Below are 14,831 nucleotides of genomic sequence, written 5' to 3'. Positions count from 1 at the left end.
TGACGGCGAGCCCATCCCGCCGCAGTCGAGGCCCAATTCGCTCAGAACTGCGGACTGCCTATCTGACTGTAGCTGATACCGTCGAAAATGATGTCCGACGGGCCGGGAGCCGCCATCTTGCGCTTGTGGCCATCGCGGCAGTCGAACACCGGCCACTCCGTCTGTTGGCAATAGACCTCCTGGCACATTCGGCTAAGGCAATCGCCCTGCGTAAGCAGGAACAGCCTATCGCCGATGCGCCGAACCGTGCTTCCATCGTCTGAACGCCAAGCCCAGGGGATGCGCATCGAGGAAACGAAATCGCCGATAAGACCATTCTGCAAATGCGTGCTCAGGTTTGTTCGATAATGCAGCATGGACGCGGAATAGTCGGCTACGATCTTCGGACCAAAGGCAGAAGCGGTAAGATTGTCCGGCACGTCAAGATGCGTTGCCGCTTCGGCTTGCGCCTTGCTGGTGGCCAGCACCGTCGACACCAATAAAATAGCGACGATCACGACACGCATCGTTGCACGATCTCACGCTGGCACTTTCTTGCTCTTCGTCTCCGGACCATCTCACCCCGCCGCCGCGGCGGCAAGGCGACAATCTCAGGTCAGCGCATAAATTTGCGCAGCCAAGATCTTCACCGGAGGCGTCACCAGGCCAGACCAATGCATCGGGCTAAGACGCGGCGATGTCCGCCGGCTGCGGCGCTTTTCGCTGAAGATTGAGCAGATTGCCCATCAGGATCAACAACGCGCCGCCGGCGGTGAAGGCGTCGATCTGCTCGCTATAGAGCAGCCAGCCGATCAGCGCCGATAGTGGCACGCGCAGGAAATCCATCGGCGAGATGACTGTCGCATCGGCATAGCCAAGTGCGCGGGCCATGCAAAAATGCGACGACATGCCGGTGAAGGCGATTAGCACGATCCATGGCCACAGTTCCAGCGGCGGGTTGCGCCACGTATAGAGCGCCGGAACCAGACCGACCACCGACTGGATGATCAGCATCCAGAAGATGATGCGCACGACGCTGTCAGTCCGCGTCAACGACTTGACCATGACCACGGAGATACCGAAGCAGACCGCGGCACCGAGCACGACGAGATGTCCCGGATCGACCGAGCCGACACCGGGGCGCACGATGATCACGACGCCGACCAACCCCAGCACGATCGCCGCAAGTTTTGGCCGCGAGAGCCTTTCGCCGAGAAAAGCCACCGCCAGGATTGCCGTCCAGATCGGTGTGGTGAATTCGATCGAGATCAGCACGGCCAGCGGGATCAGCGTCAGCGCGTAGAGCCAGGCCGCCTGGCCGGTATAGTGGATGACATTGCGGGCGAGGTGGGCGACGGGGCGTTGCGTGCGCATGGCTGGAAAGCCGCCGCTCATCATCACCAGCGGCAGAAGGATGAAAAAGCCGATCACCGAGCGCAGTTCCAGCACCTGGAAGACGTTGAGTTCGGCTGTCGTGGCGCGGCCGGCGACCGACATCGCCAGGAACGAGGCGATCGACAATGCCATCCAGAACGCGGCCTTTGGAATCGAAGGGGTAGGTGCCATGCCGGCTGTGTCGCAGGCCGCAGCTTTTGCCGCAATCACTAGTCGCTGCATTCTTCTGGGCCAGTCGGACGGATGTTGTCAGACAGGCGGAACCTGAAACGGCGAGGGGCGTTGAGCCCGGGTAGCCGACCGTGCCTGTGTCGTGAACTGTCCCACTTTTGCGAGATCGTCAAGGAGAGTTTCGATGAGATTATTCGCGCAATTCGGCCTTGCTGGATGTCTGTTGGTTGCGGCAGGCGCCGCGCATGCCGACGAGACCAGATTTCTCCAGTCGTTCAATGGCGATTTTACCGGCAAGGGTATCGTCAAGGTGACCACAGACACGCCAACGGTCAATGTGTCCTGTAACTTCAAGTCGAACGCGACGTCGACCTCGTTGTCGCTCGACGGCAATTGCCGCGGACTGATTGTGGTGACGCGCGCCATCAGCGCGGACCTGAAAGCCAGCGGTGCCAAGTATAGCGGCACGTATGTCGGTTCTCGTACCGGGCCGGCGCAACTCAACGGCAGCCGCTCCGGCAACGCGATCAATCTCGGCATCCGCTGGGCCAAGGAGGTCAATGGTGACCGAAGGGCACAGATGACGGTCGAGAAACGCGGCGAGAACGGCATGCGGCTGACTGTCATCGACACCGATCCGAAAACCGGCAAGAGCGTAGTGACAAGCAGGATAGACCTGCAGCGCAGTTGAATTTCAACACGGCGATATGCAGCGTCACTCCTCAAGGGGCTCAGGCGGGTGGGCATCGCGGCCTTTACCGAATGTGTAGCCGGTTTCCACTGCCTTGCGGCCGAACTTGTCGCGCAGGGCGTCGATGGCGCCTTCGGCCATGGCACGCTTGCGCGACTGGACATCGACCAGATCGGGCGGGTCGGCCTTGTCGTCGTCCGAGAGGTCGCTGACGCCTATCCCGAGCAGCCGGTATTTCGTGCCGTCGGCTTCCTTTCGCAGAAGCTCTACCCCGGTTTGAAAGATGCGATCGGCGAGCCGGGTCGGGTCGCCGAGCTGGCGGTTGCGCGTGCGCAGCTTGAAATCCTGGGTTTTCAGCTTCAGCACCACGGTGCGCCCGGCGATGCCGGATTTCTTCAGCCGTGCCGAAACCTTTTCCGAAAGCCCTCTCAGCACCGCGACCAGCTCTTCCAGCGACGCGATGTCTGTGTCGAAGGTGGTTTCGGCCGATACGCTCTTGGCGTCCTGATCCGGATCGACGCGACGGACGTCCTCGCCACGCGAAAGCCGGTAGAGCCGGTCGCCCATGGTGCCGTAACGCCGCATCAGGTCGCCACGATCCATTTTCTGAAGCTGGCCGATGGTGCGGATGCCGTCGCGCTCCAGCGTGGCGTTGGACGCCTTGCCGACGCCCCAGATCATGGTGACCGGCTGCACCGCCAGGAAGCCGACCGCCTCGGCCTCGCCGATGACCGAGAAGCCGCGCGGCTTGCGGAAGTCGGACGCTATCTTGGCGAGAAACTTGCAATAGGACAGGCCGGCCGACACGGTGATGCCGACCTCCTTCTCGACTGCGAGCGCAAAGCGCGCCAAGACTACTGCCGGCGGCTGGCCGTGCAGACGCTCGGTGCCGGCGAGGTCGAGAAACGCCTCGTCGATCGACAGCGGCTCGACCAGCGGCGTCAGCGCCTGCATCATGGCGCGCACCTCGCGGCCGACGCGCACGTATTTTTCCATGTTGGGGCTGATGACGACCGCCTCGGGGCAGGCTTCGAGCGCCTTGAACATCGGCATTGCCGAGCGCACGCCCTGGATACGGGCGATGTAGCATGCGGTGGACACGACGCCGCGCTTGCCGCCGCCGATGATCAGCGGCTTGTCCTTGAGCGCCGGATTGTCGCGCTTTTCGATCGCCGCATAAAAAGCATCGCAATCGATATGGGCCAGATGCAGCCGGTAAAGCTCGGGATGACGCGCGAGCCTGGGACTACCACAGCGCTCGCAACGGCGCGCCTCGCTGCGCTGAAATGTCAGGCAGTCGCGGCAAAAACCGTGGTCGGGATTGTTGACAGGAGCCGCCATTTGTGGGAACATACAGAGAACAAACGCAATATTACGACAGCGCAAGACCAGCGACAAGGGTGGTCTGGGGAGAACGCATGAGCACGACCATAGCGCCGTTGACGCCCGCGCTATGGGCGGATTTCGAGGACCTCTTCGGCAAGCAGGGTGCCTGCTACGGATGCTGGTGCACGCATTTCCGCATGGCGCCGGCAATGCGCCGCGAAAGCAGCCGGGAGCGCAACAAGGATCACATCAAGGCGCGCATCGAAGCCGGCCCGCCGCCGGGTCTGCTGGCATTCGAGGATGGTCAGGCGGTCGGCTGGATGCAGATCGGACCGCGCGCCGACGTGCCCGAATGGAACAATCAGGGCAGGGGGTCGGCGCCGGTCGATCCCGCCGACGCCATGGATCCGGCCGTGTGGGCCATCTCCTGCTTCTTCATCCGCAGCAAGGCGCGCGGCAGGGGTATGACGCATCGCCTGGTCGAAGGCGGCATTGATTTCGCCCGCCGGAATGGCGCCCGGCTGGTCGAGGCCTGCCCGATGGACCTGTCTCGCGATTCGCGTTCGATTGGCCTGTTCGTCGGCTCGTCGCGGGTGTTCGAGAAGGCCGGCTTCGAAAGGCTTGTGGAACGTAAGGTGGGCCGGCCATTGATGCGGCTCGTGCTTTGATCGAGGCATTCTGCTTGGCAGCGTTGTAGTTGATCCCGCCTTGCGGTCGTGACGGTAATTTCATACCAGACGAATAAAGCGTTTCTTCTAAAGCGCATGCGCTTTAGGTTGTTTGTTTGATGCATGTCATTCTCCCGAAACCGGGGCGCACTTCTGGGTGACATGCATTACGCCAAAACGGAGAATTCACGTGAACCGTGCCCTGCCATTCGTGTTCCTTCTTGCGTTGAGTGCGCCTGCTTTCGGTCAGACCGTCGACAGTCAGGGTGCGAAGCAATTGTCCGGCGACTTGTCCCGCTATGTTGGCAAACAGGCGATCGACAAAGGCATTGTGAAGGTTTCGCTCGAAGGTGATGCCTACAAGATCCTGTTTGATTTCAAGGCACTTGCCGCATCGTTTCCGGACCAGAAGCTGGTGAAATTCGACTTCGCGCCCTATGCGCTCATGGTCAAGCCGCGCAGCGATGGGTCCTGGGATGTCTCGATGGACTTTTCGCAAAACGCATCCTTCGAGTTCAACGGGCCCGAGGGGCTGCAAAGCACGCAGCTTTCCATCAAGGACGGCAAGGGGACGGGCGTCTACGATCCCAATCTGGCGGCTTTTACCAGCGGCACCAGCTCCATCGCCGGCATGACGATGGCATCGAAGGATACCAAGCAGCACATCGAAGCCAGCACCGGCGCCGGCACCGCGACTATTGCCGCGAGCAAGTCCGCGACCGGCGGCATCGATTTCACAAGCTCGCAAAAGGTGTCGAGTTTTGTCGAGGCGCTCAATTTCGACGATCCCGAGAGCGGGCTGAAATTCCCGGTCACCCTCAGGTCGCCGGAACTGTCGGTCGAAGCCAGCGGCAAGGGTGTGCGGACAAAGCCGCTGCTTGATCTCCTGGCATTTGCCGTGGCCAATGAGAACGAGGCAACGCTGAAGGCCAACCAGGCGCAACTCAAATCGCTTCTGCGCGCGGCATTGCCGCTTTGGGACCGTGTGGAGGGAACCTACGGCTTCAAGGATTTCGTGGTGGAAAGCCCGGTCGGCAATTTCGGCGCCACCCAGCTCTCCACCGTGTTCGGCACCGACGGCGTCGCCCAGAGCGGCAAAATCACCTATGGCATCAAGGCATCGGGGCTAACCGTGCCGCAGCAGCTTCTGCCGAGCTGGAGCGTCGCGCTGCTGCCCACCGATATCGATCTGAACTTCGGCGGCGCCAATATCGATCTCGACACCATGGCGAAGAAGACAATCGAAGCCTTTGATCTTAATCGGGATCCGCCGCTGTCGCCTGAATTCGGCGAGCAGCTCAAAGCCGACTTCATGGCCAAGACGCCGAAGGTCGTGCTCGGCCACAGCACCGTGAAGAACAAAGACACGGAGATCGCGCTGGAAGGCGAGATGACGTTCCCCGGCGAAAAGCCCGAAGGAAACGTGACGGTCGATGTCACCGGCTTCGACAAGATGATCGAAGGTTTGCAGGAGGCGGCAAAGTCGGAGCCGGAGGTGGCGCAATATGTGCCGGTTGCGCTCATGGCGAAGGGTTTTGGCAAGGCGCTGCCCGACGGCCGGCTGGAATGGGTCGTCAACGCCAAGGCCGATGGTTCGGTTACCGTCAACGGCGTCATGCTGAAGCCTGCCGATCCGGCGGTCGACGACAGCGTGGATGATGGTGACGGCGGGAACGATGACAGCGGAGACGACAGCGGCGGGGCAGGAGCGAAACTGAATCCATGAGGGGCCGGGGGCTTTAGAGCCCCAGCGCGCTCGTGATCCTTGGGGCGGCTTCATGCCAATCCTGTACGACGATGACGTCGTCCGGGACTGGCGGCAGGAATGCGCGCAGCGAATTGTCAGCCATCAAGTGAAACAGCTCGGCATCGGCGACGGCATTCTGTACCGACGCCAGGTTGCGCGGCTGATCGTCGACGAAGACGACCGGCCGGCCCCCTTTGCCGCGAAGCTTGGCCACCGCCGGCCCCTTTGCCATTTCCGTGGTCAGAAGGGGATAGCTCACCCCGAGGGCATCGAGATGGGCGCGGCGCACGGCCCGGTGCCTATGCGGCATAGCCGTAAGCAAGATGATTTGCGCGCGGTCGCCGAGTTCTGCCAAGGCTTCCGCAGCACCTTCCGTGATACTCTGCCAGTCGGCCTGCGCGTCGAAGAAATCGCCCAGAAGTGCGGTGACTTCGGGCTGTTCGATCAGGCGGCCGCTCGCCGTTTCGGCGATGTTTCCGGTCAGCTGGAAGGAGGCCAGCGTAAGATCATAGCCGCGCGCCCTGAGAAAATTCGGAAACGGGCGGATGAATTCGAGCAACACGTCGTCGACATCAAGCACCAGCAGCGGGCGGTCGTCAGCCATCAGTTCCTCGATCTGACGCGCGGTTTCAGGATCGTCGCTCATATGGAATGCTCGTGGTTGTCGTCACCTAGCGGCAGCGCCCGCAAGGCCTTGCCTACGGCAGCCGGCGGCGTGCCGGTTTCCTCGGCAAAGCGCATCAGCGTCGGCTCATGGGCAAGAATGAACTGCAGGACACCGGCCAGGAATCCCGGCTCGCTGGCAGCCTGACGGATCGAATGCGCCTCGATGCCGGTGATCGCCAGAAAGCGCGGCAGCAATTCCGGATCGGAGGCGACAAAGCCCAGGGCCTTCACGGCAATGGTTTCCGCCTCTTCACGCATTGACGCTGCGTTTGCCATCACTACCTTCGGTGTGGAATGAGTCTCTCCCGCAGTAATGGCAAGAGTTGCTTGCGGCAAGCCATTAGAGCGTGGCGCGCCCTTTGGACGCGCGAGGACGGGGTGGAATTTGCGCAGTTTTCCAGCCGCGGATTTCCGTTTCGTCAATGATATTGCCGTAAAGTGAAGCAGGGTTTGGTGCGTCTGGACGTGGGCGCATGACGGTCGCCTTTGAGCGGAAGGACGACCGGGACGGGATATCGATGCCGAAGAAGGTCATGATCGTCGAGGACAATGAGCTCAACATGAAGCTCTTTCGGGACCTCATCGAGGCAAGCGGTTACGAGACCGTGCGCACCCGAAACGGTCTGGAAGCGCTCGACCTGGCGCGCCAGCACCGGCCGGACCTCATCCTGATGGATATCCAGCTGCCTGAAGTGTCGGGGCTGGAAGTGACGAAATGGCTGAAGGAGGATGACGAGTTGCACGTCATCCCGGTCATCGCGGTGACCGCCTTCGCGATGAAGGGCGACGAGGAACGCATCCGCCAGGGTGGCTGCGAGGCTTATATTTCGAAGCCGATCTCGGTGCCGCGTTTTATCGAAACCATCAAATCCTATTTGGGCGATGCGTGATGTACCTTTTCAGCCGAGCCGGAGCTTTGTGAAATGACTGCACGGATCCTCGTCGTCGACGACATCCCTGCCAATGTTCGGCTGCTGGAAGTCCGGTTGCTGGCCGAATATTTCGAGGTGCTGACCGCCAGCAACGGGCCGGATGCGATTGAGACCTGCGAGAACGGCAAGGTCGATGTTGTGCTGCTCGACGTGATGATGCCGGATATGGACGGCTTCGAGGTCTGCCGGCGGCTGAAGAGCGATCCGGCGACATCGCATATTCCGGTGGTGATGATCACGGCGCTCGACCAGGTTTCCGACCGGGTGCGCGGGCTCGAAGCCGGCGCCGACGACTTCCTGACCAAGCCGGTCAACGATCTGCAGCTGATGACGCGCGTCAAGAGCCTTGTCCGGCTGAAATCGCTGACCGACGAGTTGCGGCTGCGCGCCTCGACGACGCGCAACATCGGCATCGAAGAACTCTTGAGCCGCAATTTCGCAGCCGAAGACACGATGCCGAAAGTGCTTTTGATCGACGAGCGCAAAACATCCGTCGAGCGCATCCAGAAAATGCTGCGCGACCGTGCCGACCTCGACATCTCCAGTGATCCGCATGCCGGCTTCTTCCAGGCTGCCGAGACGTCCTATGAATGCGTGATGATCTCGACGGCGTTCGCCGATTTCGATCCGCTGAGACTGTGTTCGCAATTGCGCTCGCTGGACCGCACTCGCTTCGTGCCGATCATTCTTTTGGCGGAGGAGGGCGAGGAGGAACGCATCATCCGCGGCCTCGAACTCGGCATTAACGACTATCTGATGCGGCCGATCGACCAGCAGGAGTTGACGGCACGGCTGCGTACCCAGGTGCGCCGCAAGCGCTACAACGACCAGCTGCGTGCCAGCGTCACCCAGACCATCGAAATGGCGGTGACCGACGGGCTGACCGGGCTGCACAACCGCCGCTATCTCGACAGCCATCTGCAGACATTGTTCGATCGCGCCGTGGCGCGGCGCCGGCCGCTGTCGGTGATGATCACCGACCTCGACCGCTTCAAGGCGATCAACGACACGCACGGCCATGACGGCGGCGACGAGGTGTTGCGGGAATTTGCGCGACGGCTGCGCAAGAATGTCAGGGGTATCGACCTTGCCTGCCGTTTTGGCGGCGAGGAGTTCGTCGTGGTGATGCCGGACACCGAGGGCGCGGTGGCCGAGAAGGTGGCCGAACGCATTCGCGCCGAAATTGCCCAAGCGCCTTTTGCCATCGGCCAGGACGGCACGAAGATCGAAGTCACCGTCAGCGTCGGCGTGTCGTCGGTGCTGAAGGGGGTAGATACGGTGGCGGCACTGATGAAGCGTACCGACCTCGCGCTCTACGAAGCCAAGAGCGGTGGCCGCAACCGAGTCGTTGCCAAGGCGGCCTAATCGGTTCAGCCCCCAATTTTCCAGTCAAGCCGACAGGGTTACCCGTTTACCTTAATCCAAGCAATTCGCGAGCCTTGGTTAAGAAACTGTTGATTTTCATAAGCTCTTGCGCAAGTGTGAAGGCCAAGACGAAGCCGGCACGAGGATAGACAACCGGCTCCGATCTCCAGGAATACCCCATGATGCTCAGGTCCGCCGCATCTCCTGGGTCCGTGGGGTCGGCCGGCCGGCGCTGGCACATAGTGGCCTCCTCGTACCGCTGCCAAACGCCGTCCGGCCCCCTTCCTTCCAAAAGAACAGCAGAGCTCCGTACCAAAGACGGGGCTCTGCTTTTTTGCGTGTGAAGATCTGGTACTGTCTTGGCGCGGCGACGGCCGTTCCTTAGTCGCTATGGATGGCGCGACAAGCTCTTTCGTGGCAACCGAACATCGGGGGGAACAGCACCCCCTCCATTTCGTACATATGGCGCACAAGGGGCTTGCGGCAAGACCCGGCTCCTCCCGTAAAACCGCGACCCGAACCAAGGTGCGCAAAGCGGGAGTGACGCCTGCCGCTGTTGATTAGCAGAAGGCTGGAGCTGGCTGGCACGACCTGCCGAAACGGATTGTCGCAACCGTCAACAGCATGAAAAAGGACGTATCCCCTGACAATCGATTGACAGGATCTTTCATCTATGCAGGAATTGGTTGGACCATTGGACCACTTGGAGGAAGTGTGGACCAGAACAGCCTGCCACCCATTCAGACGACGGCGCGCGATGACGCCGTGCTGAAGGCATTGGTGGGGTTTGTTCGAGCCGAGGCCTTGCAGCCCGGCGAGAGACTTCCGACGGAGCGCATCCTGGCCGAGCGGCTGAAGGTCAGCCGCAACACGGTGCGCGAGGCGCTGACTCGCTGGGAAGGGCTCGGCCTCGTCGAGCGCCGGCAAGGCAGCGGGACTTACCTCAAGGCGGCCGTCTCACCCGACATGTTGCACATGCCGCTGACGCTGGCGGGCGGCAATGATTTTACCAGCCTGATGCAGACGCTGGAGATCCGCCGCGCGCTGGAAGCGGAGGCCGCGGCCCTTTGCGCCGAACGTGCAAGCCAGGCCGATATCGCCGAGATAGCGCGCAAGCTCGACATCATGGAGCAGGCGTTCCGCACGCGCGAAGGCATGTCGTCGGAAGAGGATTGGGAGTTCCACCAGGCGATCTACCGGGTCTCTGGCAATCCGCTATTCGAGCAGATCATCGCCGCCATGCATGAATTGTTCCACCGCTTCTGGGAGCATCCGCTGGGCGTTCGTGATTTCGGCCACGCCAGCTTTCCCTACCACCGAACCATCTATGAGCGCATCGCTGCCCGCGACCCGCAGGGCGCCCGCGCCGAGGCGCTCAAGCTGATCTCCACCGTCGAGGACGATTTGAAGCGCGGTGCCGCCAAACTCAAGCTTTCGAGCCAGACATGAACGAGCATCCATCCGGTTTTGATCACGACTATCTTGCCGAGGCGGCGACATTGCTGGCGCATGACGAGCCGTTCCCCGGGGGTGCCGTGGTGCCGCCGATCTATCAAACCTCGCTGTTTACCTTCGCCAGCTATGCCGAAATGGCCGACACCTTTGCCGGCAAACGAAAGCAGCCGATCTATTCGCGCGGCGACAATCCGACGGTGATGGAGTTCGAGGCGCGGGTGGCCGCACTCGAGGGGGCCGAGGCGGCGCGCGGCTTTTCCAGCGGCATGGCGGCGATCAGCGCCACGGTGCTTGCCTTTGTCGGTGCCGGCGAGCGCATCGTGGCTGTGCGCAATTGCTATGGCGATGCCTATCGGCTGTTCGAGCGGCTGTTGCCGCGGCTCAACATCAAGGTCGACTACGTCGACGGTTCCGACCCCGATGCGGTCGCGGCAGCACTTCCCGGCGCCAAGCTGCTGTACCTGGAAAGCCCGACCTCGATGATGTTCGAGGTGCAGGACATCGCGCATCTGACGCGGCTGGCCAAGGAGCAAGGCATCGTCACCACGATCGACAATTCCTGGGCGACGCCGGTGTTCCAGAAGCCGATCACGCATGGCGTCGATCTGGTGCTGCACTCGGCCTCGAAGTATCTCGGCGGCCACAGCGACACCGTGGCCGGCGTGGTGGCGGGTTCCGCTGCTCATATCAAACACATCAACGAGCAGACCTATTCCTATCTCGGCGGCAAGCTGTCGCCGTTCGAGGCCTGGCTGCTGCTGCGCGGCCTGCGCACACTGCCGCTGCGCCTGCCGCATCACATGAAGAGTGGCCTGACCATCGCCGAACGGCTGAAGGCGCATGCCAATGTCGAGCGGGTCAACCACCCCGTCTATTCGAACCATCCGGGCAAGGCGACCCTGGCCGGCTATGCCGGATTGTTCTCCTTCGAGGTGACGGACGATATCGACATTCCCATCTTCGTCGACGCGCTGAAATATTTCCGCATCGGCGTCAGCTGGGGCGGGCATGAAAGCCTGGTCGTACCGGCCAAGGCGTCGCTGGAGCAGACGCCGGGCCTGAATTCGATGGCGCGCTTCGGCGTCAGCCCCCGAACCATCCGCTTCAATGTCGGATTGGAGAGTGTCGAGGACCTATGGGCTGACGTCGCCCAGGCCTTCGAAAAAGCCAGAAAATAACAAGCGGGTTCAAAATGGGAGTCTTGAACATGAAAAAACTGACCGTCATGCTTGCCACCGTTGCGGGGCTGGCGATTTCCGCCGGAAGCGCTATGGCCGATTCGACCCTGAAAATGGTCGAAGTCATCACCAGCCCGCCGCGCACCGAATTCCTGAAGAAGCAGATCGCTGAGTTCGAGACGGCCAATCCCGGCGTCAAGGTCGAGCTGATCTCGCTGCCCTGGGGCCAGGCCTTCGAGAAATTCCTGACCATGGTGCAGGCCGGCGATACGCCTGACATTGTCGAAATGCCGGAACGCTGGATGGGCCTCTATGCCAACAATGCCCAGCTCGAGGATCTCGGGCCCTACATGGCCAAATGGGACGACGCCAAGACGCTCGGCGACCGTGCCAAGCAGTTCGGCTCGACCGTCAACAACACCCAGTACATGATCCCTTACGGTTACTATGTGAACGCGCTGTTCTGGAACAAGAAATTGTTCAAGCAGGCCGGCCTCGATGGCCCGCCGGCGACGCTCGATGATTTCATCGCCGATGCCAAGAAGATTTCCGCGATCCCGGGCAAGTACGGCTACTGCCTGCGCGGCGGGCCGGGCGCCTTCAACGGCATGCACATGTTCATGAACATCGCCGCCGGCAAGGGTGGCTACTTCAACGAGGACGGCACCTCGACCATCAACGAAGAAGGTTCGGTCAAGGGCCTGCAGATGCTGGCCGACATGTACAAGGACGGCCTGGCGCCGAAGGATTCGGTGAGCTGGGGCTTCAACGAAACGGTCACCGGCTTCTATTCCGGCACCTGCGCCATGCTCAACCAGGATCCCGACGCGCTGCTCGGCATTGCCGACAAGATGAGCGCCGACGACTTCGCCGTGGCGCCATTGCCGGTCGGGCCGAGCGGCAAGTCCTATCCGACGCTCGGCTATGCCGGCTGGGCGATGTTTGCCAACTCGCAGCACAAGGACGACGCCTGGAAGCTGATGGCGACGCTTTTGTCGCCGAAGGACAATCTGGAATGGGCCAAGGAAGTCGGGGTCGTCCCGATCCACAACGGCGCCGACCAGGATCCCCATTTCAAGACCGAGCAGTTCAAGGGCTGGTTCACGGAGCTGAGCGACAGCTCCAAATATGAAATGGTGACGCCGCCGACGCATCTGGAGAACCTCGGCAACTTCGTCGACCAGGTGGCGATCAAGAACTTCCAGGAAGTGCTTCTTGGCCAGAAGACGGCCAAGGACGTCGCCGACCAATGGGCTGCCTTCCTGACCAAGGAACAGCAGGACTGGCTGGCGAAGAACAAGAAGTAGCTCTTCTCTCCTTCTCCCCGTTCACGGGGAGAAGGAGTCACGAAGTGACGGATGAGGGGCGGCGCCAGGCTTTGGTTGGTTCGCGCTGCCCCTTATCTGCCTGCCGGCATCTTCTCCCCGTAGCGACGGGGAGAAGGACGCTGCCCGACGTCGCTCCAGGGAGCCGATCCTCAGCCAATGACCTATGCCGTGTCCGAAATACGATCCGTCGGCAAGCCGCATCGCAAGCGGCTATCGCACGTCGCAATCGAGCCATGGCTCTATCTCAGCCCGGCGATCATCCTTCTGGTCGTGGTGCTTCTGGTGCCGCTGGTCATCGGCATCAGCTACTCCTTCCGCAAATTCTCGGCGTTCAAGTCCGAATATGTCGGGCTCGGGCAGTATCAGGCGATGCTGTCGGATCAGGTGCTGGGGCAGGCGCTGGTCAACACGCTGTGGTGGACCGTCGCCAGCCTGTTTTTCCAGTTCTTCCTCGGCCTCGGCCTGGCGCTGCTGCTCGACAAGCCGTTTCGCGGCCGCAAACTGGTGCAGGCGCTGGTGTTCCTGCCCTGGGCGGTGCCATCCTTCCTGTCGGGCCTGACCTGGGCCTGGCTGTTCAACCCGATCATCGGCCCGTTGCCGCACTGGCTGTTTGCGCTGGGACTGAAGGCCGAGCCGACCAATGTGCTGTCCGATCCTTCAACTGCCATGTGGGGGCCGATCGTCGCCAATGTCTGGTTCGGTATTCCGTTCTTCGCCATCACGCTGCTGGCGGCCTTGAAATCCATTCCATCGGAACTGCATGAGGCGGCGGCGATCGACGGCGCCTCGCCCTGGCAGCGCTTCACCAAGGTGACGCTGCCGTTCCTGGCGCCGACCATCGCCATCACCGTGATGTTGCGCACCATCTGGATCGCCACCTTCGCCGACCTGATCTTCGTCATGACCGAGGGCGGACCGGCCGGCTCGACCAACACGGTTCCGGTCTACATCTACGTCAGCGCCTTCAAGTCGCTGGACAAGGGCTATGCCTCGGCGGTGGCCGTGCTGCTGCTGGTCCTGCTCATTGCCTACGCGATTGCCCTGATCGGCATTCGTCGCACGCTGGTGAGGCACGTCTGATGATCGCAGGGCGTTCAACCTCGCAGCGCTTCTTCGGCGGCATCGGCCTCTACGCGGCGATCGCGGCATACGTGCTCTTTGCCCTGTTTCCGATCTATTGGACGCTGAAGATCTCGGTCACGCCGGAGCGGCTTCTGTATTCCGAAGGCATCACCTTCTGGCCGTCGCAAATGACGCTGCAGAATTTCGTCACCGTGCTCGAGGCCACCGATTTTCCGCGATATTTCCTCAACAGCGTCATCGTCTCGGTGTCGACGGCGGCGCTGGTGACAATCATTGCTTCGCTCGCCGGCTATGCCATGTCGCGCTTCACCTTTCGCGGCAAGGCAGCACTTGCACTGATGTTGCTTTTGACCCAGACTTTTCCGCTGGTGATGGTCATTCCGCCGATCTACCGCGTGATGGGTCAGATCGGCCTGATCAACAGCCTGGCCGGGCTGATCATCATCTACACCGCCTTCAACACGGCCTTTGCCACCTTCCTGATGCAGTCCTTCTTCGACGGCATTCCGAAGGACCTGGAAGAGGCGGCGATGATCGACGGCTGCACCCGGGCGCAAGCGATGCGCAAGGTAATCGTGCCGCTGACGCTGCCCGGCATGGGCGCGACGCTGGGCTTCGTCTTCACGGCCGCGTGGAGCGAGCTTCTGTTCGCGCTGATGCTGATTTCCAGCGATGACCAGAAGACCTTCGCGGTCGGCCTGCTTACCTTCATCGGTAAGTTCGCCGTCGACTGGGGACAGATGATGGCAGCATCCATCCTGGCACTGATCCCGGTCTGCATCTTCTTCGCCTTCCTGCAACGCTATCTCGTCACCGGCCTGACCGCCGGCGCCGTCAAAGGATAGAC

15 protein-coding genes are annotated in these 14,831 nt (G+C 61.5%); 10 read left to right on the top strand and 5 right to left on the bottom strand.

From position 1 onward, the window contains the following. Positions 1-41 precede the first annotated feature (41 nt). Complete coding sequence (locus tag X744_RS1000000170850) at positions 42-506, bottom strand: hypothetical protein (RefSeq protein WP_023757521.1); 465 nt, start codon at positions 504-506, stop codon at positions 42-44. A 157-nt stretch (positions 507-663) separates the two neighbouring features. Beyond that, entirely contained in the window at positions 664-1,545 is an 882-nt protein-coding gene (locus X744_RS164885; RefSeq protein ID WP_023757520.1) for a DMT family transporter, read from the bottom strand. A gap of 184 nt (positions 1,546-1,729) precedes the next feature. On the opposite strand from X744_RS164885, the gene X744_RS164890 reads away from it, so the two are divergent. Continuing rightward, a complete protein-coding gene (locus X744_RS164890) occupies positions 1,730-2,236 on the top strand; it encodes a hypothetical protein (RefSeq protein ID WP_023757519.1) in 507 nt (168 codons plus the stop codon). Between the two features lie 24 nt (positions 2,237-2,260). Here the strand turns inward: X744_RS164890 and X744_RS164895 are convergent, their stop codons facing one another. After that, positions 2,261-3,589, bottom strand: a complete 1,329-nt coding sequence (locus X744_RS164895; RefSeq protein ID WP_031259612.1) for a DNA polymerase IV — start codon at positions 3,587-3,589, stop codon at positions 2,261-2,263. Between the two features lie 65 nt (positions 3,590-3,654). Between X744_RS164895 and X744_RS164900 the strand changes: the two genes are divergently transcribed. Both X744_RS164900 and X744_RS164905 read left to right on the top strand, forming a co-directional pair. Further along, on the top strand, positions 3,655-4,230 hold the full coding sequence (locus X744_RS164900; protein WP_023757517.1) for a GNAT family N-acetyltransferase: 576 nt from the start codon (positions 3,655-3,657) through the stop codon (positions 4,228-4,230). 190 nt (positions 4,231-4,420) lie between these two features. After that, positions 4,421-5,956 carry a hypothetical protein gene (locus tag X744_RS164905; protein WP_023757516.1) on the top strand — a complete coding sequence of 512 codons (1,536 nt, stop codon included), beginning with the start codon at positions 4,421-4,423 and terminating at the stop codon, positions 5,954-5,956. A 13-nt stretch (positions 5,957-5,969) separates the two neighbouring features. On the opposite strand, the gene X744_RS164910 is transcribed toward X744_RS164905, so the two are convergent. Next, on the bottom strand, positions 5,970-6,623 hold the full coding sequence (locus X744_RS164910; protein ID WP_023757515.1) for a hypothetical protein: 654 nt from the start codon (positions 6,621-6,623) through the stop codon (positions 5,970-5,972). Beyond that, the gene (locus X744_RS164915) at positions 6,620-6,919 is read right to left on the bottom strand and encodes a DUF3572 domain-containing protein (RefSeq protein ID WP_023757514.1); all 300 of its coding nucleotides are present in this window, start codon (positions 6,917-6,919) and stop codon (positions 6,620-6,622) included. The genes X744_RS164910 and X744_RS164915 overlap by 4 nt, the downstream gene beginning before the upstream one ends. 197 nt (positions 6,920-7,116) lie before the next feature. Here X744_RS164915 and X744_RS164920 point away from each other — a divergent pair, with 197 nt between their 5' ends. From X744_RS164920 to X744_RS164955, 7 genes are all read left to right on the top strand, one after another. Then, positions 7,117-7,533, top strand: coding sequence for a response regulator (locus tag X744_RS164920; RefSeq protein ID WP_280948933.1), 417 nt, complete (start codon positions 7,117-7,119; stop codon positions 7,531-7,533). Positions 7,534-7,566: 33 nt separating this feature from the next. After that, positions 7,567-8,940 (top strand): PleD family two-component system response regulator, encoded by a 1,374-nt coding sequence (locus X744_RS164925; RefSeq protein ID WP_023757513.1) that lies wholly within the window; start codon positions 7,567-7,569, stop codon positions 8,938-8,940. Between the two features lie 714 nt (positions 8,941-9,654). Then, a complete protein-coding gene (locus tag X744_RS164935; RefSeq protein ID WP_023757511.1) occupies positions 9,655-10,389 on the top strand; it encodes a FadR/GntR family transcriptional regulator in 735 nt (244 codons plus the stop codon). Beyond that, the gene (locus X744_RS164940; RefSeq protein WP_023757510.1) at positions 10,386-11,573 is read left to right on the top strand and encodes a PLP-dependent transferase; all 1,188 of its coding nucleotides are present in this window, start codon (positions 10,386-10,388) and stop codon (positions 11,571-11,573) included. The genes X744_RS164935 and X744_RS164940 overlap by 4 nt, the downstream gene beginning before the upstream one ends. Positions 11,574-11,602: 29 nt before the next feature. Then, the gene (locus X744_RS164945) at positions 11,603-12,880 is read left to right on the top strand and encodes a sugar ABC transporter substrate-binding protein (protein ID WP_023757509.1); all 1,278 of its coding nucleotides are present in this window, start codon (positions 11,603-11,605) and stop codon (positions 12,878-12,880) included. Positions 12,881-13,057: 177 nt separating this feature from the next. Then, a complete protein-coding gene (locus tag X744_RS164950) occupies positions 13,058-13,981 on the top strand; it encodes a sugar ABC transporter permease (protein ID WP_023757508.1) in 924 nt (307 codons plus the stop codon). Next, on the top strand, positions 13,981-14,829 hold the full coding sequence (locus X744_RS164955) for a carbohydrate ABC transporter permease (protein WP_023757507.1): 849 nt from the start codon (positions 13,981-13,983) through the stop codon (positions 14,827-14,829). The genes X744_RS164950 and X744_RS164955 overlap by 1 nt, the downstream gene beginning before the upstream one ends. The last annotated feature ends 2 nt before the right edge of the window (positions 14,830-14,831 follow it).

It is taken from the genome of Mesorhizobium sp. LNHC252B00, assembly GCF_000502955.1.
Classification (GTDB): Bacteria; Pseudomonadota; Alphaproteobacteria; order Rhizobiales; family Rhizobiaceae; genus Mesorhizobium.
This window is presented reverse-complemented; position numbering and strand designations above follow the sequence as displayed.